This is a genomic window from SAR86 cluster bacterium (genome assembly GCA_023703535.1).
In the GTDB taxonomy this organism is placed as follows: Bacteria; Pseudomonadota; Gammaproteobacteria; order Magnimaribacterales; family TMED112; genus TMED112.
Window position 1 is genome coordinate 629688 of the sequence record CP097967.1, and the last position, 22598, is coordinate 652285.

A 22598-nucleotide genomic window follows, 5' to 3' on the forward strand; every position below is an offset into this window, starting at 1 on the left:
TTAGTATGAGGCACTATATATTGACACTGGGCCGATAAGACCAGAAGGCTGCAATGGAGTATCAGCATCATAAGGATTCACAACTGTCCATATTTTTCGCTGAGATTCTGGAAGCTGCATATCTCCAATAATACGATTAACCCAAGTATTTACGATCTCGATTTCCAATTCATTTTCACCCGGTATTACTAAGTCCGAAATATCAAGTTGATAAGGTGGTGTCCATAAGCCACCAGCATATTTTCCATTAACTTTAACTTTTGCCATAGCGGTAAAATTACCTAAATCAATTAAAATCTTTTTATCCTTAGATAAAGATTGCAATGTAAATTTATTCGAATAATAGGCAGTTCCTGAGTAATACTTAATAAGCTCATTGTCTGAATTAGTCCAATCAAATAACTCTGAAAATTCTACTTGTTCTTTTGGTCCTCTTTGAGATGCATTAAAATTGACTTTCCAAGGTGAGTTAACATTTGTTAAAAGCGATAATTTTGGGTAATTTGTTGAAATGCTTGTTGATATTGGTGTATCTGAGGGTGTTCTAAAAACTACGAACACGCTTTCATAAGGTTCAAGCATCATAGGTACTGCAGTTACCTGCCCTCTAATATCAAAATCTGGCAGAACACGCCTTTCACCCGTAGTTGGAAGCCATAACTCTGGCAACATATTAGTTATTCTAAATTCTGGGGCAATGACTTGAGTTTGATTTGTCTGGTTTGTTAGATAATAAATTTCTTTCCCGTCAAGTGTACGATGTCCAAAATGAATTGAATTATCTTGTGGTAATTTTACATCTGGAACTGTGTCAATTAAGTCAAATGCTTCTGTCATGTTCATACCATTAATAATAAGCCCCTTGCCTACTTGACGAGCCTTTACATTCACTCCGTCTATTTCGCCCCAAAGCAACCTCGCCATTTTCTTTACTTCTAAATCTGCCTGAGGTTGGTTTTGTAGACTTGGTGAACGGTTAGGTGGCGGTCCTAATATAACAGCACCGTCATTAACAAGTTGATTAATTTTAGTTAGTAATTCAGGGCGCATTGTCTCTAACTTTGGTAAAACCATAATCTTGTACTGTGTCCCATGTGGGAGAGTAATTAAACCGTCTTCAACAGTCATGTATTTCAAGATCACTTCAGCATTCATATAATCAAACTGGTAGCCTATAGGAACATCAGGGTCTGTAATGCCAGTCATTTTTGGTGTGTCCTCACCGATAAAATAAGCAATATCAGCAACATTTTTTCCTTGCTGAAGTAGAAAGTTACTACGTTTTAGATATTTTAAATAAACATCAATTTGCGAGAACCATGTATTTTTACGATTAAATTCCGTTCCAAACCAAGCATTCATACCAGGTGATTTGTCCTCATATGGTTGTGTGATATAAACATGCAATAAAGTATTGTTAATGCCCACTGCAAAAAAACGATCACCACGTTTTTTTATGATGCGAGGGTGACGGTAGAAGGCCATACTGCTAGATGTAAACGACTCTGCTGAAATCTTTGATTTTCCGTAAATATGTCCAGCTGAAGTAGCTGCACGGTTTTCTACATCACCCAAAGTTCCCTCACTCCAGAACTCGCCTCCTAGTTCATCAGTTTGTCCTCCATACATAAGAAATTCTCCTGGAAAGCCCCAATGTCCATAATTTTCTAGCCATGTAGTTAAATTGTGTTTGTTACTTACTTCCCTTAATCCTCCAACATAGTCATAGGCAATTTTATCTGCAACCAGACGACGCATGTCCCATAAAAATGCATCTGATGAATTTTGACTTCCTACCACTGTACCTTGATAGACTGGTAAATAAGGTAAAGGATCATAGCCATATGTTTCCTCAAACTCCTCTAAAAAACCATCAGTAAAATTCTGAGCACCTTTTTCATAGCTATCAAGAACCACCACTTTAAGTGATTTTCTATCCTTCTCGGGGACGCGTTCCAGAAGTTCACCAATATGTCCATAAAAATGAGTCTCAACATGCTTCTTACTCATCTTATCAACTTCATAACCAGTTGCTTCAGGAGATGCTGGACCATTTTTAATTCCGGTAGGTGTCATACCTGAACGTTGAATAATCCATTTTCCCTCAGGGACATCCCAATTTAATACACCATCTGAAGATAAAAAATCACTTAGATTAATTACTTTAGAGGGATCAACAACTAATGTTTGGCTATCAACATCTGCTTGCTGTTTCCATTGATACTCCTCCCAATAAGGTAATGGAGAGGAAAACATTTTTGCTAATGTCTTCTCTGCAAAACGTTCAACACGTGGGGTTTCAGATATTACAATCTCAGCAATTCCTGATATTTCCTCATTCTGAGGATAAACCCATTCATTTTGAGTGTTTTTATAATCAAAAATTAGACGAAAATCACTCGCGGTTACCTTAGGGAAAGAAATCACAACAGGCGCCCATGGAACAAATCCAACACTTATATTTGAGTTTGAGCGGTCTATTTCAAAATCTTTAATCGTTATAAATTCACCGTTATCTTTCTTTGCTTGAAATTGTACATTTGCCACCATCGGAACTTCGATAGTTGAAATAGTAAGACTTCGAGCTGTGAAGAATTCTTTTGCTTTTATATCAATAACAAATTCACCTTCAGAGGGGAATGTAAAACCTGTTTTAAGATTATCATCAAGAGCTTGGGATAATTTTGATATATTGGGTTTGGAATAAATTTCACTATTAGAAATATCTAAAACACTATTTTCACCAACTACACTTGGATACGCGACAACTCTTACGTCTTGAAATATTTCGTGTGGTTTTTCTAGTCTTTGAGAAAACTTTTTTGGTCCAGTCACTTCTGTTTCTGAACTAATGAGATAACGCATTGAATTCTCAGCTTTTACCCATGGGCCTCCCGATTGAGACCATCCTGGTGAATTGAAAATCCCAATATCAATATCAAGTTCAGTTGCTGTTTTTAGGGCTACATGTATTATTTCCCACCACTCATCACTAAGCATTTTTACATTTCCATAGGGAACATCATCAAGTCCAATATTTCCAATGAAGGCACGATTAATGCCTGCTGCTTTCATTGAACGCAGATCACGCACAACTCCATCCTTTGAAATATTGTCAGATATCCAATACCAATAGACACTTGTTTGAATGCTTTCAGGAGGGTTTATAAAATCGTAATCAAGTTGTTGTATTTTAAGTTCGTTTTCCTTAACTTTTGAAGTGCCTTCACTGCAAGCAAATAGAAATATAAAAGAAACAGCTGGAATCATTATTAATTTCGATATTTGCTTAAATATTTTTTTCATAATCATATTTAATTTGAAATGTTAGATTTAATGCTCTCGACCCACATATTTGCAAATTTTTCATTCCCTTTTTCCGAAAAATGACATTGGTCAAATCTGAATTCTGTATCTATTAGCAAATCAGTATTTGGCCCTTGTAATATAATATCATTATCAATTACTAGCTTACGTTGGCTATTGGTTAAAACTTTATTAACCGGAAAAGCTGAGGTGCAGTAACTTGCTTGTGATAGATATATTGGCACTTCTATTCCTTTATCTTCTATAGACCTAACGAACTTAATAAAATTATCGTAGTAAAGATCGACCCTATCTGGATAATTATCGGATTCGCCTTGGTGAAAAAGAATTGCATCAACCCTGCCAAATCGATTAAAGAGATCTTTATATGTATTAATAAAAAAATCGAAATAATGTCCCTCTTTAAGTTGAGAAATTGACATACCTCCCCAACCTGTATTGGCAAATATGACCTTTGTATATATATTTTGTGTAATTAATTTATTACCAACAAGGCCCCAAACTGAGTCATCAACTCCCGTTGCACCTAGAGAGGGATTTTTATACTCATAAACTTCTCCAAGAAAGAATTGATAAACGTTAGGATAGTAATCAACATTCACTCTTCCGTGATTTGCTGAATTAGATTGCCCATATGTTAAAAAAATACCTGTATTTTCATCAGCATTCAAAGATATCTTTTTAAAGCTACTAACGTTAGAAAATCTTTCGCTATCCCATTCATTAATCGTAGCATAGACAATATCTTCATTATTTGAAGGCCATAATATTGGTAAATTTTGTTTGTTAAAGTTGCCTAAAAAAATGCCTGCAAAAAAAACTACAACTATCGCTAATACAAAACCTAACCTAGACTTACTAATCATTAAGCTATTTAATTAAAGAATTGTCTATTACTTTCCTATTAATATCCTTTAATGAACGACATCCAGTCAATGTCATCGCAACAATCATTTCTTTGTGAATTAAATCAATTACGTGCTCTACCCCTTTTTGCCCCTTAGCAGCAAGTGCATATACCCAACTTCTTCCAAGCAAAACAGACTTTGCTCCCAGTGCAAGCATACGAACAACATCAAGTCCTGAGGTTATACCTCCATCAACCAAGACATCGAGTTTATCTCCAACTGCATCTGCAATCCTAGGTAAAGATTTAGCAGATGAAATGACTCCATCAAGCTGCCTGCCTCCGTGATTAGAAACTATGATTCCATCAACATTCAATTTAGCGGCTTGCAATGCGTCCTCTGGATCAAGAATGCCCTTTAGAACAATTGGGCCATCCCAATTATCTCTTACAAATTCTATATCTTTCCAAGAAACTGCTGGATCAAAATTTGAACTCATCCAGCCCATAAAGTCTTCAAGGCCACTATTCTTTTTTAATACAGGTGCTACATTTCCTAATTTATGCGGCATTCCAAGTAACCCAACATCCAATGCCCAAGATGGTTTCATGATTGCTTGTGAAACTCTTCGTAAATTTCCTGAAAGCCAACTCTCTCCTGCTAAGCCTGAGTGGTAGTCACGATATCGTGAACCAGGGACTGGCATATCAACTGTAAAAATTAGTGCAGAACATTTTGCCTCTCGCGCTTGAGTTAACAAATCAATCATAAATGATCTATCTTTTATCATGTACAACTGAAACCAAAATGGCTTATTTGAAACCTTTGCAACCTCGTCTATGGGACATACGCCTACTGTTGACAATGCAAATGGCACTCCAGAACTTTCTGCTGCTTTTATAGCTTGGCATTCTCCTCTACGTGCATACATGCCCGCCAATCCAACCGGACCAAGTGCCACAGGTAAATTATAGTTAGAGCCAAATAATTCTACTTTTGTATCTATATCTGGAGAACCACTTAAAACTCTCTGCCTTAACGATAGAGCTTGCAAATCAGCTATATTCTGCTTCATTGTCACCTCAGAATATGAGCCGCCAGCTAAATATTCAAATAAAAATTTAGGTAATCGCTTTTTGGCAAGCAATTTGTAATCTCTAACACAGGCTGCTTTCATTTAATTTCCCCGATTGCTTTAAACCACGAAGATACATATAAGTCTAACCCTTCAATGTTGTATGGTTCACATTTTTCAAGCTCTAATATTGGCAATTGAGACCATTGAGTTAGTTGTGCAGCGCCCTTAACTGTTCCAGCCTCATCATTTGAAATATAAAGATTTTTTTTGCCACAAAGTTGTGCCACTAATCGACAAAGTATTGGGTTTTTTAAAAAGCTACCATCCATAATAACGTCGCCCTGCGTATTTAATTTGTTTAAACAGCAGCTTATCATGAGAGCACAATATATTGTAGCTAGAGCGGCGCCATTTTTAGGAATGCCAAGAATTTCTGATCTATTTTTTCCATAAGGGCCATTGCCATTACTAAAACTTGGTAATGCCATTACTCCATCTACAATAATTTGTTTTATATCATCATCGTTCACAATTTGGTCACTTGAACAGTTTGTTAAAGAACAAATCATTTCGTATTCCCTCCCGCCCATAAAACGAATACATGGAACTGGTTGCCCCTCAACATTAATATTCGCCAGCATATCCTTAGATGAATCCAGACAACCGAGTGATTCTTGGCTCGACATGCATACTACCCATGTCCCTGTTGATATCACACAAAATTCATCATTCCTTTTTGATAGTAAATACCTCAAATAACTTGCATTACTATCATGAACGCCCACATGAACAACACATGAGCTATTTAGCCCAGTAGCATCAGCAACATCTTTAGAGACTGTTCCAATAACATCCCATGCATTTGCAAATGGGGGGAATAACTTACTCCAAGACTGCTCTACTACAAGACTTGAAAATTTTTTTGAACTTGGCGCCCATAAGTCAGTATGACAGCCAATTGATGAAACTTCTGAAGAAAGATTCCCCGTTAAGCGCCATGACCAATATTGCGGATACATTAATATCGCATTCGCATTTTTAAATTCTTCTGGAAAATTTTTTTGTTGCCAAAAAAGCTGCTTACCAAAATTTAATCCAGCAGGAAGGCTTGGAGAAAAAGTCTCTTCAAAAGAGGGCCTAATGCCTTCATACTCAACATTAACAGACTCTAACCCATTCCACTCATAATCCATTATTGGTAAAACAAGACCATCTTCACCTTTAGATATGTCTATAAGTGCTCCAGTAGCACCATGTCCAGAGACTACTAAAGAATTTATTTGAAAATTTTGAGAGCAGATTTTAATGGTCTTAATTATCCATGTCCAAATCCCGTCAACATCTACAGCATCGTAAAAAGAATTATGAAAAACACTATTTTTTTTATTGAAAGTAGCTAAATTATTATGAGATCTATCAAGAACATGAATCTTTATATTTGTTTTACCAATATCAATAACTAAAGAAGTTGCATCAGCAGCTGTCATGATTTTACTAACTCAATTTTTATACGATACCTGATGAATTTGAATTTGTTGAAGGTCTTGCTGATTCCAAATTTTTTCTATAATTAGCAGATCTATAAGTTGCTATGGGATCAATTGCACCACCAGCACGCATTCTGTACATTGCTAAAATTGGTGAAACATCTGTATTATAGGCTAGTTTTAACTCATTCGATGCCATTAGTGCATCATTTTCATCTTGATAGCCCTGTAATTTTTCACGATTAACTAACAGTGCCTTTAAGTATGATCTTTGCACCTCAACTGAAGAATTAATTAAGCTTTCAATTGGGTCAGTAACATTGTGTGATTGATCTAACATGTAAGCGGGATTAAATCCTTTGACCTTACGGTATTCCGCATCAACAAGTTCGTTTAGTATCAAAAACTGTTGGTATGTATTAATACTTCCGCTATCCAGATCATCATCACCATATTTACTGTCGTTAAAATGGAAGCCTGCTAACTTTTGGAATTGAATTAATCTTGCAACAATCATTTCTATATTCACATTTGGAGCATGATGTCCTAAATCAACTAATGATTTTGCTTTTGGCCCTAATTCCATCGCACAAAGAACACTTGTTCCCCAATCTTGAATTACAGTAGAGTAAAAGGCTGGCTCAAACATCTTATGCTCCAGAAACATCTGCCAATTATCTGGTAAAGATTCATAAATCTGACTACAACTATCTAAGTATCTTTCTAGAGCATGAGTAAAATGTTGTTGTCCGGGTAGATTGCTCCCATCTCCAATCCAAACAGTTAAAGAATCTGAACCAAGCACTTTTCCCCACTCTATACACTCAACATTATGCTTGATAGCTTGATTCCTTACCTCTTTTGAAACATTAGTTAAACTTCCAAATTTATAAGAATGTGTTTGTCCTTGTTGGTCTTGGAATGTGTTGCTATTTATAGAACCAAAAGAAAGTTCAAGATTATCTGCAAATTCCTTTAGCTCTTTTAAATCATCAACTTTATCCCATGGAAAATGAGGTGAAACCATTGGGCAACATCTAACTAATTTATTTATTGTGCTGCAATCTTCCAGCTTTTCAAATGTATTCCTAGGTTCTGCTATGCCTGGAAAACGAGCAAATCTTGTTCCTCCTGTACCAGTTCCCCAACTCGGAATAGCTATCATAAATGAGTCCAGTTTTTGAATTATTTCTTCAATCCTTATCCCTCTTTGTTGAAGTTGCTCTCCCAAAAATTCAAAATCTTTTTCCAAAGATTTAGAGTTTTTTAAGTTATGATCTTGTATCAGATTTTGATTAATTATTTCTTTCATGTTTTATCTTTAAAAATCATTATCATCTTGTAAATGATGGAGGGTGTCCTGCATCAACATTAATTATGTTTCCAGTCGATTTAGAAGATTCATCAGATGCGAAAAAATACAAAGCTTCAGCTACATCCTCGGGATATACATTTTTCTTTAAAAGACTGCGTTTTCTATAATGTTCTTCCAGTTCTTTACTATCTATTTTATATGCAGCTGCTCTTTCCTTTCGCCATTTTCCATCCCATATGCTAGAACCTCTCAAAACTGCATCTGGATTAACTACATTACAACGAATATCAAATGGTGCTCCCTCCAATGCTACTGCTCGAGATAACTGTAGCTCAGCTGCCTTAGCAGTGCAGTAAGCGGATGCATTTGGGGAAGCAACTAGACCATTTTTACTAGCTACAATAATAATTGAACCTCCAGTTTCTTGTGCTTTTAAAACTTTAAAACCTTCTCTGCATACGAGAAAATAGCCTTCGGCTAAAATAGAAAAGTTTTGATTCCACATTTCAACACTTGTTTCTTCAAGTGGAGCAGAACTTGCCATTCCTGCATTAGATACAAGAACATCTAAACCACCATACTCTAAGGAACAATATCTAATTGCATTTTTTATAGAAGCCTCTTTAGTTACATTACAGACAATGCCTCTTACTTGATCTTCACCAAACTTACTCGCTAACTCATTTACTGTTTTTTCGAGTTGTTTTTTATTTATATCAGCCAAAACTACGCAAGCATCCTCTTGCATCAACCTTATTGCAGATGCTTTTCCAATAGCGCCTGCACCGCCAGTTATAAAGGCTACTTTTCCTGCTAGACTTTTAGGAGATGGCATTCTTTTTAATTTTGCTTCTTCTAATAACCAATACTCAATATCAAATGCCTCTTGTTCTGGAAGTCCAACGTATTGGTCAGCTCGATCTGCATCTCGCATGACATTAATTGCATTTACATAAAACTCACCAGCAATGCGAGCTGTACTTTTGTTCTTTGCAAAAGTAATCATTCCTACTCCAGGTATTAAATACACAACTGCATTCGGATCACGCATGGGCGGACTGTTTTTGCGCTTACATTTTTTATAGTACTTTGTGTAAAGTTTGCGATATGAGTTTACTTGGCCATCTAGCTGATCAATGGTAGATGTAATAGCTTTATCCAAACTTTTTAAATTTGGGTCAAAATTTATAACAAGAGGACACATTTTAGTCCGAAGAAAATGGTCAGGACATGAAGTTCCAAGATCTGCAAGTTTGTGTAGTTTTTTGGAATTCACAAATTCCAAGACACTCTTGTCATCTATAAAGTGCCCAACTTTATATTCATCTGTTTTAATTTTCCCTCTTAGGTGAGGCATTAATTTAGATGCAACCTCAATTCTCTCAGATTGACTTAGAGTTTTTTTATATTTGGCTCCACCAAATGCTTCTTTAGTCTTATTCTTTTCAAACCAATCAGCAGCACGCTGAATAGTAGATAATGTCAGCTCATAACATTCTTTTGATGTTTCACCCCATGTAAATAATCCATGCTGGCCTAATATAACTCCTTTTAATTTTGGATTGGACTTAGCAATTTTCTCCAGCTTCAATCCTAAATCAAAGCCAGGTCTTTGCCACTCAATCCAAGCTATATCTTCCCCAAAAATAATCTTTGTCATTTTTTTGCTGTTTTTCATACAAGCAACAGCTATTGCTGCGTCTGGATGTGTATGGTCAACATGCTTGTTAGGAATAAAAGCATGTAATGATGTATCAATACTTGCTGCCCTTGGATTTAAGTTAAATGTGCAATGAGGTAAATAATCAACCATTTCATCTTCATATTTCAAACCTCTATACAGTTCTTTTAATTTATTAAGCTTATCCATATACAAAGTTGAGAAGCCATCTAAATTCATACTCCCAAGATCTCCGCCAGAACCTTTTACCCACAAAACATTCTGATTTTTTCCAGTCAGAGTATCAGGCATTTCTATTTTTGCTGAGGTATTTCCTCCCCCAAAATTTGTGATTCGAAGATCTGATCCCAAAAGATTTGAACGGTAAAGCAGCAGCTCGGGTTCGCTCATTTTTGAAGCTAGTTTGTCATTCCATTTGTTTTGAAGCTTTTTTGTCATTTACCCCTCGTTGTAATTTATTTACTACTCAATTAGCTTTAAAATTTAAACCTAAATTTACGATTATCATTATTTCACATTTTGTCTGCTGCATAAAGTTACTGCTTTGGTAATAAACGTAAGAGCATATACTGGTAAAAAGGGTTATGCGGAGAATTTTATGTCAGTCTGAAGACTTCGTGGAGCTCATCTGATTTCGGACTGTAATCTGGGTTAGCTGGCATTATGTCACTCATATATTTCCACCATTTTTTGCAAATATCAGTATTAGCTAAATCATTCCACTTAACTTCACTTTCTATTTCAAGATAAGCAAAAAGTTTACTTGAGCTAGAATCTAAAAATATCGAATACTTTTTAACCCCATGTTCTTTTAACGCTTTTTCAAGTTCAGGCCAAATATTATCATGCCTCAATTTATATTCATTTTGTTTATCTGGAGCTACAGACATTACAAAAGACTTACGTATCACTTCTTTAGCTAATTCTGTTTTATTTTCCATCTGAGGATATTTAAATTATTTTAGCCAGTGGGATTCAATTCCTAATATTTTAGAAAGCTTTTCTAGTTTATCGCCTATGTGGCCAACTCCAATAGCACAGTGATGTGAAGGACCACCTATAGACCATTCATTCATAAAATCTCTTGCTCCCATTGGAAATTTGTATCTGCTATTGGTGTTACCTATTGCAAGAACAGGACCCTCTACTGATTCTCCTTCAACAAATTGAAGGGAAATTTTTCCATTTCGATGCTGAACAACTGAAAGAATAGTTATCGGTCCATGCTTTACCGTCATTTGAATAGATAAACCATTTCCAGGTTTGCCATGATATACAGGTAGTGGGACAAGGGAAACTTTTCCCTCTGCAATTGCAAAATGCGCAGGACCATCATGTCCAAGATATACAACATCATCAACATAATCTGATAAATAAAATTCAGAAAAAGATCCTCCAGCGCCGAATAGATCCATTATTTTCATTGCTTGAACATTTTTAATTTCACACTCACCGGCACTAGGTACATTTCTTCCTGTAAGAAGAGTATTTCCAGCAATAAGTGAAGTTACAATATCTTCATATTCGCCAGAGCCCTCATAGTAGTAAGCTAGAGAACCAAGTTTATGCTCATTTATTAACTTATCTAAAGCTACTGAAGTCTTTGCAGCTCTCTCTATTTCTGAATGATCACACTCCTCTGATACATTAAATTTGTTTCCAAATTCATTTATCTTATCTTCCAATTCTTGCTTTGTTACAGATTTACGAAATTCAAACAGTTCACACATCTCAAGCATTTCAAAATGATTCCCAAATACAGCAGATTGTTGGGTAAGGTCGCTGTAAACATCAAGCATTCCGCCGTAATAGTTACCTAAAACTCCTACACGATTGGTTCTCATAGCCAAAGCAACCCTTGCAGCATCAACCCAATCATTTATCTCTTGCCAAACATAATCTTCTTGCAGGTACCCAGAAACTATTTGATACTCTACTCCAGCTCTATTAAATACTGATGCCAGTTCTGGTAATGAACATGATTGACAATGCTCTAACCACTTACCTGTCATTACACCTCTGTCACCAAGAGCATTGAAAGATTTGTAATCTAATTGTGCGACGGGCTGTAAATTAAGTATCACGATTGGAACTTTTGCCTTTTGAACAACAGGCAAAACGGTAGATGATAAAGCATAGGTTGAAACGAAAAGAAAAATAATTTCTACGTCAGCTTGTTTAAACTCTTTAGCTGCAAATTGTGCCTTTTCAGTATTATCTACCATGCCTAAATCAACGATATCTGCACCCATACCATTTAACTTTTTGCTTATTTCGCCATGATATCCCTCTAGATTATTCAATAATCCATCGAATTGATCCCAATATGTATCAAGGCCTATAGAGAAAAGTCCAATTTTCATATATCAATAAAATACAGTCTTCTTTTCAAATTTCAGTTTACCAAAGCATTTGTCGAAAGTGTATTTCCCCAACCAATTACAATCATGCTCAAAATTAATACAGACAAACCTGCTATATTCCAGGTTTGAGTTTCTCTACTTACACCTTTCCATTCACGAAGGGCTAAGCCCCAAAAAGTGCTGAAGATAATTATACTTGCCATATGTAGACTCCAACTAGAAAACTCATATTCTCCCATTAATGTTGTTCCTGCACCGTAAAAGAAGAATTGTAAATACCATGTAGTTCCAGCTATCGCACAAAAAATGACATTTACAAAAATCGTAGACGAAGTAAGTGTTAATACACTTCCATCCTCAGATTTTGATACGCCAAAAAATTCTTTCCAAGTATTGTTTCTATAAGATAATATTGCGCACCAAATTAAATTTGTTACAAACCCACCTGCAAGCACCACAATCAAAACAGGTAAATTTTGCCATAATGAAGGTCCACCAAATTCAACTGTTAAATCTGCAATTGGTTTTCCTGCTACAAATGCATAAGCCATAAATGAACTCATTATCCCTGAAAATAAAGCAATCAATGTACCTTTAATGAAACCAAATTCACTACTATCGACAATTTCTTTATTCTCTGAGAGCTCTTTTTCTTTTCTAATGCCCGATTTTCCACTCAATGCAATGCCACTTAAGCAAATAAACACACCAAGTAACAGAACTTGGCCAGATGTTGTTTTAACTATATTAAATAATTCTCCACTAAATAATGGTGGAACAAGCGTTCCAAGGACAGCACTTATACCTAATACTAAACAGTAACCTAATCCAATACCTAAATAACGTAAAGTTAAACCAAAGGTAAGTCCGCCAACACCCCATAACATTCCAAAAAGAAATGTCCAAAATATAGAACTTAAATCAGCTTGTGCTAATACTTCTAAGGTTTGCGGAACAATAATTAATGCAAGTGCCCAAGGCGCAGCAATCCAACTAAAAAAACCACCTATGATCCAAAAAGTTTCCCAAGACCAACCTACAACCTTTTTAAATGGTATATAAAAACTTGCTGCAGCCAAACCCCCAACAGCATGGAGGAGGACCCCCAAAAATGGAGATGACTCTGCTGGTGTTAAAGCATCCATTGTTTCTTTTTAGAGTTAATTAATAATACGTCATCATTTTAATCTGCATGACAATCTATGAAAAGGTTTTACTTAAACAAATTATTTGTCTAAGCAATTAATTCTTTACTGAAATATACTCCCTGAGATCACTGAGTTCACTTTGACTAACAATCCAACGTTTTAATCTTATGCTGTCTTGATGATAATGACCTTTGATCATGGTCCCATAAGTAAGACTCACTACATAATTACCTTTTTCTTGATTCACAATAACTTCTGGCACCATGATGCCTTGCCATCCATCATCTGTTTCCATGTAACCAACTGGCTTCCAGTCTTGTCCATTTAAAGAAACAGCCCAAGTAATTTTTCTACTTCCCCAACCTTTTTCGGGAGCTTCAGGATGCACTGGATCTCCAAATCCTAAGTAAAGTTCTTCAATCTTAACAACATCTGGATTTGGAAAATTTTTTAATGCTGGTTTAGCCATACCTCTCTTTATGTTCCAATCATTTTTTACCATAAAATTTTCACTATTTTCTGCATAGAGTGTATGGAAATTGTCTTTTACATATGCATCAAACCATAGTTTGAATTTACCATCTTCAAATATTAAAGAAGGACGATGGTATGAACCAAACTCGTGCATATAATCTCCTTTTTTCATTGGAGATTGCCCCCATTGTGGATCGTAAATTAAAATTGGCTCCTCAGATTTAATCCAGTTTATGCCATCTTGCGATGTTGCCCCCATCACAACACTTATATCACTATCAGTATCACCAGATTGACCGAATGGTATGCCATCTCTGTTATGGCCAGTTGCGCTGTAAGCCATATAGTAAAGGTCATTATGACGTATTACTGATGGATCTCCATTATGCCAATTATCATAGTTGTTTGGCCCTCCAGCTAAAACAGGGACCCATTGATCTATAAACTTATCGGTTGTCCATTTTGCAGATCCATCTAAGTTATCACCACTGTATACTAACCATGGACCAGTTAAAGTTTTTGATTTTGCAGCATAAATAGCATCACAGCCTGCATAACCCTCATTACACTGGTCTTTTACCCAGCCAAAAAACCAACCTTTAAATGGATACTCTACATCATCAGGTTCATGATTAATGTGCAAATTGTACATATTGATGAAGTTTGTGATTAATTTATCGCCAACCTGTTCCCACTCATCCGTCTTATCAACTGCGAAACCATACACAGTATTGTTGATTTTTTCTGTTGATAAATCCCCATATAATTCTGCAAATGTAAGATTTGACTTCTTACTTCCAGGGCTTTCACATGAAGATAGAAGTAATAAAAAAATGAAAAATGAGAAGTATCTCATCATTGATTACTTTGATCTACTTTAACGATCTTTACAGGCCCAATAAGTCCAGATGGCTGGAGTTTTGGCGGCTCTAGTTTAATATCACCAAAGTCAGATGCCGCCTTTAGGTATGTAGTAAAAGTGTAACGACCTGCCTTATATTCTTTACCTTCTAGAAGACCTGAAGACCATTTCAATGTGCGGACATCTTTATCCTCAGCTAAAGTATCTCCAATTAAACGATTTTCCCAAGAATTGGCGACTTCGACTTTAAGAATATTAGCTTTAGATTTAAGAGCAGTTTTAGTAGGCAACCTCCATGGCGATGTCCAAACAGTACCTAAGTCTTCACCGTTAAGGGTAACTCTTGCCATTTCATATGTTGGGCCAAGCTCTATAAAGTAGTTATCTTTTGGTTTTATTTCTGCTTGTACATCGAATGTTTTGGTATATGTTGCTTTGCCTGAGTAGTGTTTTACCCCAGGCTCTGTATGATCCTTCCAATCAACCAAGCTCTCAAAAATAATATTTTCTGGGCCACCACGTTTAGGATCAAATGAAACAGACCACTCTCCATCAACAAGTTTTACATCATTAAAAGTTTGGAAATTTTTACCGTTAGATGGAAACCCTTTATCATCTTTTCCAAAAACAACAAAATAGCTTTCATGCGCTTCAAATTGCAATGGTATAGTTGTTTTATCCCCTCTATCAATAAAGTTTGGTAGACTTCTTCTTTCGCCTGTTTCAGAATGCCATAATTCTGGTGTCATGCCAGATACACGAAAATCTGCATCAACACTTATTATGCTGTCGGAAGTATTTGCGACAAAATAAATATCTCGGTCATTTGTTTTTCGATGAGTAAATCTAATGGGTGCTCCTCCAACTGAAAAATCTTCATCAAGTCCGATCTCTTTTAAAAGATTAGCTGTTTTAACATATGAAGGATAAAACTCCTCTTCATCATCTTTCTTGAGGTAAATATCTTGTCCCCAATAAACTGTACCTTTTCCTACTTTTCGCGCCGTTAAAGATACAGGTAGATCTAGACTGCCCCATAACTCTGTTGCAAGCTCTACCACCTTTGCATCACTATCGGGATAATTAACAAGACTAGGTGATTTAATTGGTGGATTTCCAATTATGGTTGCACCTTCTTCAACAAAACCAATGATTGCCTCAAGAGTTTCAGGTGTCATAGTATCCAATTTAGGTAAAATCATTACTTTGTAGCTCGATGCATTCTTGAAAGCAATTTGACCATCTTTAATAGAGGCTCGGTTGATTAAAATACGTGGTGATACAGCGTCAAATCCATAGCCACGTTTATCCTTCAATAGTCCGGTTCCCAATAATGCATCTGCGGGTGGCCAGAAGATATGTGGTACGCCCTCTGGTGTTAAATATAAGATATCTGAAACAGTAACTCCTTGCTGCAAAAGGTATGATGAACGACTAATGTAATCGTGATATGCAGGAAGCATGTCCCACCAATTTTGGTGACGATGCCAATTTGATCCATGAGGTCCCATAGACATTCCAGGCAATGCCTCATTCCCTAAAGGCTGATGTTGGAATGTATGAAAAATAAAATTAGTTACTCCAAATGCGAGTGCCCAGTCAGTTTGATTTTTCATTTGTCCGGGATATGCGTGAAAACGATTTGGTATTACAGAAGTGAAGGCTTCAACTGGCACCTCTGACTTGCCCATTGTATGAGCGATACTTGTTGCTTCAATACAGCTATAAAGACTATCAACCAAATCACTATTTCGGTAATCCCAAAATTCACAACTTGGAATATCAGCAACTGAACCAAGATCAAGATTTCCTGCTGGATTCATATCGTAAGGTTGGTTTGAGTACGCCATATCATGCTCATGTGCCTTTGCTTTGATTACCTCAACATAATTTTCAATGACTAGCTCCTGTGCAGTTTTACGTAAATCCCATAAGAACCTCTCTGTTTTCTCTAAACTATCTACTACCATACCTGCATAAGCTGGGTAAAAAGGTTTTGGATCATAACCTCGGCGATTAATGAATTCTTCTTGAAATGATTTCGACCAATTTTGAGAACTCATTTCCCAACTATCTAAATGAATACGAGTCCAACTACTACTTAACTCTCTTGGCCCTATACGATCTAATAGCTTTTGTTGAAAGTTGTTCCAATGTTTCTCATAGGATTCAGGATTAAATTTATCAGTTTCAAAACCATGTCCTGGTGTAGGAGCAGGTCTTGTAGTTTGGCCTGTGGTGCGTGAAACAAAACGCATAATTGTCCAATTTCCTTCTGGCACTTCCCATTCTAATGTTCCATCCGCTAACATCAGATTAGATAAATCAATAATCATATCTTGATTAATAACACTTTCTTCTTTGAGTTCCTTGTATGTTGCATCTGAACGTACATATCGAGGAATATGTTTCCAAATTGAATAAGGCTGTGTCTCTTTTAATGTTTTCAGATCAAGTTTATCAATGACTACATCATCTGATGGTGTGGGAAAAGCAAGAACAGAAACATCTTCATACCAATCTTCACGAACCTTTATCCATTGTTCACTCATACCTGCAAAATAATTTGGTTTAGGAGGCTTCGGTACAGCAAGTTTACTTTTAAAACTTTTTGGACCAGAAATTTCTGTTACACCAGCAACTAAATGTTGCATTGAATCTTCAGGTTTCACCCATGGACCTCCACTTCCAGCCCAACCAGGACCTGTACCTAAAATAAGTTCTATTCCTAGACGTTTTGTTGTTTTCACAGCATGAACAAAATTATCTTGCCATTCTTCACTCATGAAATTTACAGGACCTCTTGGCACACCAATATTTACCTCAAGAAATACAACTTTTCCTATGCCCGCGCGAGCCATAGCCTCAAGATCAGCAGTCATTTCATCACGATTTTGGTTTCCGTCCATAAAATACCAATACACGCCAGGTCTTGTGCTGTTAGGAGGAATAAGAAAATTTTTAGAAAGAGCGTCACTTTCAACAATGGATTCATTTGATTCTAATTTTTGAACATTAGGTTGGCATGCTGTAATTGAAAGGGTCAAAATTAAAATTTGCCAATTGACCATTCGGGCTTTCCTATAGCAGTTTATTAAGTATCTTTTCATTTTCTTACCTCTCATTATGATGTAGTTCTATTTATTCTTGCCCAAATTACTGCAGAAATAAAATAAATAATCGTAACCATAAATAACATTGATTTAAATTGACCAATATCTCCGCCGTTGTATGCAAAAAAAGCTAGTAAAGCACAAATACCTAAAGCCAAATATGAAACAATTTCACAAACTCGTGACGATAAATTTGCTGGCTTAAATTGATCCTGTGTAAAATTAGAAACATCATTTTCTTTTAAATATTTTGACTCTTCATGTTTGCGATTGAGCTCGATTTTTTCGAACTTTAATGCCTCCTCATATTTTTCTTTAGCTCCAAGTTTACTCGCCAAAAATATGTACAAAAATGTTGCGAAAATCCATATTGGTATTAATAAAAAGAATAAATGAATGATACCTGCTCCCTCTAAATATAAAGCAAGAATCATAGACGCAATCCATGTAAATAATGCCGCATAATTTGTAGAGTTGCCTTTATATTTTGACCAATAACGAGTTAGACCCAAATTAGAGAAAAGCCAATGTTCGGCCACAATTACAGCTCCGACTGGTGCTAATAAAATTCCCATAAATCCTACAAAATCTATCAATTTTGTAAATACAAATGGAAAGCAAGCAATGATAGTTGTGATCACACCCACTATAGTTGTGGCTTTTTCTCTACTTAACTTTGGAAATAGTGACTGAAATGCAAGACCAGCTCTATATATAGTTGGATTAGAAGTAGTCCACCCAGCTATAACTACTGCAATAATTCCTGCAAAACCTAGAGATTGAAATGCCACCCCACCAGCATCAAGTTGTGAGATGCTTGTTCCAAGAAGTATGGCAGCACCAGCACCCATTATGCCTGCACAAACCCATGCAATGTAATGTCCAATAAACATCCCAAGAGCTGAGAAGTATCCATAGCTAGATTTACGTGCATACCTCAACAAAGTCATGTCTCCCATTGCACCATGCATGCTCAGATTACAAATCCAAGCAAAAGCAGCAACGTGCCAAAAACCGTATTCAGATTCTCTGGATACATATATATGTTCATTAGCCACAATCAAAAAATCTGAAAATGAAACAATATTTTCCACTCCCTGAGTTGCAGATATAAGAACTGGTAAAGTAGCTATTGCCCCAACTACAAACATCAAAATCATCCAAGGGGCACAGATCTCAGCGAATCTTGCCACTCCTCTAAATCCTTTAACAGCAACATAGACAACTATAGCTCCAACTGCTAGTGCAACAAGAACAAAGGCACTACTTGTAGGGTACCATTCAACTTGTGCGGGTATACCAAATGGAATCCGAATCGCAGATGCAGAAACTGTTATCATCGCGCCAGCTAAAATTGAAAATAAAATGCAATTTACAATGCTATATAATTTTATAGTTCCACGACCAGCAATTTTCTCAAGGTATGCATAGAGAGTTAGGCGTGTATCAGTCGCTATTGGCGCTGTAACAAGAGCCCATGTCAATACTGCTAAAAAATTTCCTAGCAATAAGCCAATCAAAATATCAAAAGTAGACACTCCCCAAGAAACAAACAGAGCACCAATAACAAACTCTGTTCCAGCTACGTGTTCGCCAGCATAGTTAGCTGCAAATTTTTTACCTGGTTGTAATTTATCTGGTGTAATTGGTGAGAAATCAGAAGAATTTGAATCTTGCATGTCTTTTGATCTTTTTTATTTCGAAGTCTTTAGTCTTGCTTACTTATGAAGAAGCCCGCTTTAAAAAGCGGGCACCTTCAAAAAACAAACTTATGGGTTTATAAGTTTTTTTAAAATGAAACCCTCACTCCAAATTCGTACATAGGTCCCCATGCAATGGATGCAACGTTTCTATTAAATCCGCCTTGACCAATATGACGAGAATACGAATCTGTAAGGTTTATACCTGAAACAAACACTGATACAGGGATATCCTGTACATTAAATGAGTAGCTAGTGCTAGCATCTAAAGATGCATACTCATCAATGAAAACTGGACTTACTGCTGGAAACACTCCAGAACCAGTACTTGTCAACAAGTGTTCGTCGCGATAGTTGTATGCTACCCTTGAGCTGATACCATCTTTTTCATAAAAAACAGCTAAGTTATAACTAACTTCAGATAAACCAGGGAAAGGTAAATTTTCTCCAGTAATCTGACTAGTAGACATTGAAGTACTGTCTACATAAGTATAGTTAGCAAGCACACCAAGCCCATCGAATGCTGCAAAGTTATGACTTGCAGATACTTCAAGGCCTTTTATTTCAGCTCCTTTTCCATTTACAGGAGTTGAGAATCTGTAAATTTGACCGTCACCAAATAGATCTCTTGCAACAATTTGATTTTCTACAAAAGACTCAACTTCTTTAAAGAAAAGTCCAGCAGCAAAAGCTGTGTCATCTGATGGGTAGTATTCAAGAATAACATCAACTTGATCTGCTCTAAATGGATCTAACTCTGGGTTACCACCAGAAGCCTCTAATTGAACTGAATTATAGGTTAGTCTAGGAACAAGATCAGTAATTGTCGGTCTTGAAATTACACTTGACCAAGCAAGTCTAGCTGTCAAAGTATCACTTATATCCAACCTTAAATTTAAAGCTGGCAAGACATCTGAATATTTACCATCAAATGACACTGGGTCATTTTTATCAGCATTACCATAACCATTGGTATCTGTTTCAGTAGTTACCCATCTGATTCCAAAATTACCTGATAGAGGCATGCCCTCCCAAACTGATTCAAAGTTTGTTTGAATATAAGCAGCTGTAATGGATTCTTCGATATTCCATACCTTTCCATAAGTAAGTATTGATTCATCATAGTTTCTAAGAGCCTCTAATTCAGCGGCTGTATAAAATACGCTATTAACCAAATCAGTATCTGGAACATAAAATGTACTTGGAATTCCTGGAGGGTTTGAACTATATATGTCGCCAAAAGAACCAGGAATAAGAACCATTACATTTGCTAGAAAAGCATCATAAACAGCATCATTCCCAACATGAGCTCTTGCAGCATCAAGGCCAAAGAAGTTCCTTGGCAATTCTACTCCAACACTATCAAAGGATGTACCTCGAGATTGTACTCCAAACTCAAATGAGTTTATTGCTCCCATATCAACCAAGTACTCAATATCGATTTGAGCTAAGCTCTCATCCTGTTCAATAAGTTGTTGAGAGTGGGTCATTAAAAACCAAGGTAAGTTGGCAGCATTTGAACCAAAACTGTAGTCAAAGTCAGACTGCCAAATGTTATCACTTCCATGTTGACTGAAGCTTACAGGTCCTGTTGTAGGAGTCATAGGCACAGCATTAAATAGTGGATTATCGTATGTTCCTGCAGATGAACCAAACAGTCCGCTGACATTTACATCATCAGAATAATTCCATTTTGTAGTAAGTGAAACTGTATCAGTTTCTCTGAGCTCATCAAACTCAGAGGAAAGTGTTTGAAACCAAGCATTAGACACATCATATCCAACAATTGTGTCATCTCTTTCAACAATGTTTGTTGCTGGTGCAACCCAGTTAATAAAATTATTTACAAAATTATGTACTTGGTTATCTCTTTCACTGTGTGTTAGATCCAAAATTAACTCTAAGTCATCGTTTGGTCTAAATTGAGCAGCTCCAATGTAAGCGCTACGTTCTTCAGTAACTATACTTTGGAAATATCTTGGTAAGTGTGGGAAATATTCACTGTTTCCGTCGCCATCTACATCATAGTAAGACCAAAATAAGTCCTCTAGAATATCTGCTCTGGAGTCATGCTGTACTCCATGATAAGTGAATGATGCACCAAACTGTTCATTAAAAGTATTGCTAACAAAGAAGCTAGTTTCAGGAGAGTATTCATCAGAAACAGTTGTATCTATTCCTGGGCCACCTCTCATTTTTAATGAACCTAAAAATTGCATTCCCTCTTCGTCAAAAGGACGTCGAGTAATAATGTTAATCCAGCCACCCACAGCACCGTCAGTCATGCTTGCTGTAGGCGATTTAATTACATCAATACGTGAAATGAAGTCTGAAGGGATATTTCTAAAGTCAGCTTCCCTACTTGTTCCAGTACCAGCAAATGCCATTCCATTAATTTCAGCACGATTTAAATCAGCACTGAGACCTCTAATTGCTACACGAGAACCCTCACCTCGATCTCTATCGATCTGAATACCGGTAACACGTTGAAGTGCTTCTGCGACATTTGAGTCTGGAAGTTTACCTACATCCAATGCAACTATCGAATCGACAATACGATCAGAGTTCTTTTTAACATCTGTCGCTGTCTTTAAACTGGCTTTATAACCAGTAACTACAACTTCTTCAATATTTTCATCTTCATCATCAGCTTGTCCAAAAGCTAAGCTGGAAAACAAAAATACTGGAGCTAGTAAAAGAAAAATATTCAGAACCTTTAGGTCCTTTATACATTTGAAAATCATATATATCCCCCTATATTTGTATATATATATTTATATTTATACCATCATAAAATAAGAGATTCAAATATATTTTGCTCCTATAGATTGATATAAATTTTAGTTCGATTTACCTAAACTAAAAAACGCGAATAATTGTTTTAATTTTTATTACAGAATTCTCTTAAAGGTAGTGATAATGTGGAGCTAAGCAGAATCGAACTGCTAACTCCTGACTGCCAGTCAGGTGCGTTCCCTATATTTATACCATCATAAAATAAGAGATACAAATATATTTTGCTCCTATAGATTGATATAAATTTTAGTTCGATTTACCTAAACTAAAAAACGCGAATAATTGTTTTAATTTTTATTACAGAATTCTCTTAAAGCTAGTGATAATGTGGAGCTAAGCAGAATCGAACTGCTAACTCCTGACTGCCAGTCAGGTGCGTTCCCAATTACGCCATAGCCCCTTTAAG

The 22598-nt window shown here is 36.3% G+C and carries 13 protein-coding genes and 1 tRNA gene; all 14 read right to left on the minus strand.

All coding sequences use genetic code 11. The annotated features are described in order from the left end of the window. Positions 1 to 3306: a glycoside hydrolase family 2 gene (locus M9B42_03345; protein ID URQ63822.1), complete on the minus strand. Its 3306-nt coding sequence runs from the start codon at positions 3304 to 3306 to the stop codon at positions 1 to 3. An 8-nt stretch (positions 3307 to 3314) separates the two neighbouring features. Next, positions 3315 to 4193 carry a sialate O-acetylesterase gene (locus M9B42_03350; GenBank protein URQ63823.1) on the minus strand — a complete coding sequence of 293 codons (879 nt, stop codon included), beginning with the start codon at positions 4191 to 4193 and terminating at the stop codon, positions 3315 to 3317. 4 nt (positions 4194 to 4197) lie between these two features. Continuing rightward, complete coding sequence (locus M9B42_03355) at positions 4198 to 5352, minus strand: alpha-hydroxy-acid oxidizing protein (GenBank protein ID URQ63824.1); 1155 nt, start codon at positions 5350 to 5352, stop codon at positions 4198 to 4200. Then, positions 5349 to 6740 (minus strand): FGGY family carbohydrate kinase, encoded by a 1392-nt coding sequence (locus M9B42_03360; GenBank protein URQ63825.1) that lies wholly within the window; start codon positions 6738 to 6740, stop codon positions 5349 to 5351. Before M9B42_03360 ends, M9B42_03355 begins: the two co-directional genes overlap by 4 nt. 19 nt (positions 6741 to 6759) lie before the next feature. Continuing rightward, entirely contained in the window at positions 6760 to 8052 is a 1293-nt protein-coding gene (gene rhaI, locus M9B42_03365; GenBank protein ID URQ63826.1) for an L-rhamnose catabolism isomerase, read from the minus strand. A 22-nt stretch (positions 8053 to 8074) separates the two neighbouring features. Further along, positions 8075 to 10174 carry a bifunctional rhamnulose-1-phosphate aldolase/short-chain dehydrogenase gene (locus M9B42_03370; protein ID URQ63827.1) on the minus strand — a complete coding sequence of 700 codons (2100 nt, stop codon included), beginning with the start codon at positions 10172 to 10174 and terminating at the stop codon, positions 8075 to 8077. A gap of 158 nt (positions 10175 to 10332) precedes the next feature. Further along, positions 10333 to 10647, minus strand: coding sequence for an L-rhamnose mutarotase (gene rhaM / locus M9B42_03375; GenBank protein URQ64789.1), 315 nt, complete (start codon positions 10645 to 10647; stop codon positions 10333 to 10335). Positions 10648 to 10692: 45 nt separating this feature from the next. Next, the gene (locus tag M9B42_03380) at positions 10693 to 12099 is read right to left on the minus strand and encodes an L-fucose/L-arabinose isomerase family protein (GenBank protein URQ63828.1); all 1407 of its coding nucleotides are present in this window, start codon (positions 12097 to 12099) and stop codon (positions 10693 to 10695) included. Between the two features lie 32 nt (positions 12100 to 12131). After that, complete coding sequence (locus tag M9B42_03385; protein URQ63829.1) at positions 12132 to 13244, minus strand: L-rhamnose/proton symporter RhaT; 1113 nt, start codon at positions 13242 to 13244, stop codon at positions 12132 to 12134. A gap of 97 nt (positions 13245 to 13341) precedes the next feature. Continuing rightward, the gene (locus M9B42_03390) at positions 13342 to 14580 is read right to left on the minus strand and encodes a hypothetical protein (GenBank protein URQ63830.1); all 1239 of its coding nucleotides are present in this window, start codon (positions 14578 to 14580) and stop codon (positions 13342 to 13344) included. Further along, the gene (locus M9B42_03395; GenBank protein URQ63831.1) at positions 14577 to 17654 is read right to left on the minus strand and encodes a glycosyl hydrolase; all 3078 of its coding nucleotides are present in this window, start codon (positions 17652 to 17654) and stop codon (positions 14577 to 14579) included. The genes M9B42_03390 and M9B42_03395 overlap by 4 nt, the downstream gene beginning before the upstream one ends. 53 nt (positions 17655 to 17707) lie before the next feature. Next, positions 17708 to 19375 carry a nucleoside transporter gene (locus tag M9B42_03400; protein ID URQ63832.1) on the minus strand — a complete coding sequence of 556 codons (1668 nt, stop codon included), beginning with the start codon at positions 19373 to 19375 and terminating at the stop codon, positions 17708 to 17710. A gap of 110 nt (positions 19376 to 19485) precedes the next feature. Beyond that, positions 19486 to 22140, minus strand: coding sequence for a TonB-dependent receptor (locus tag M9B42_03405; GenBank protein ID URQ63833.1), 2655 nt, complete (start codon positions 22138 to 22140; stop codon positions 19486 to 19488). 380 nt (positions 22141 to 22520) lie between these two features. Next, positions 22521 to 22592: transfer RNA gene (locus M9B42_03410), tRNA-Ala, on the minus strand. Positions 22593 to 22598: the final 6 nt, after the last annotated feature.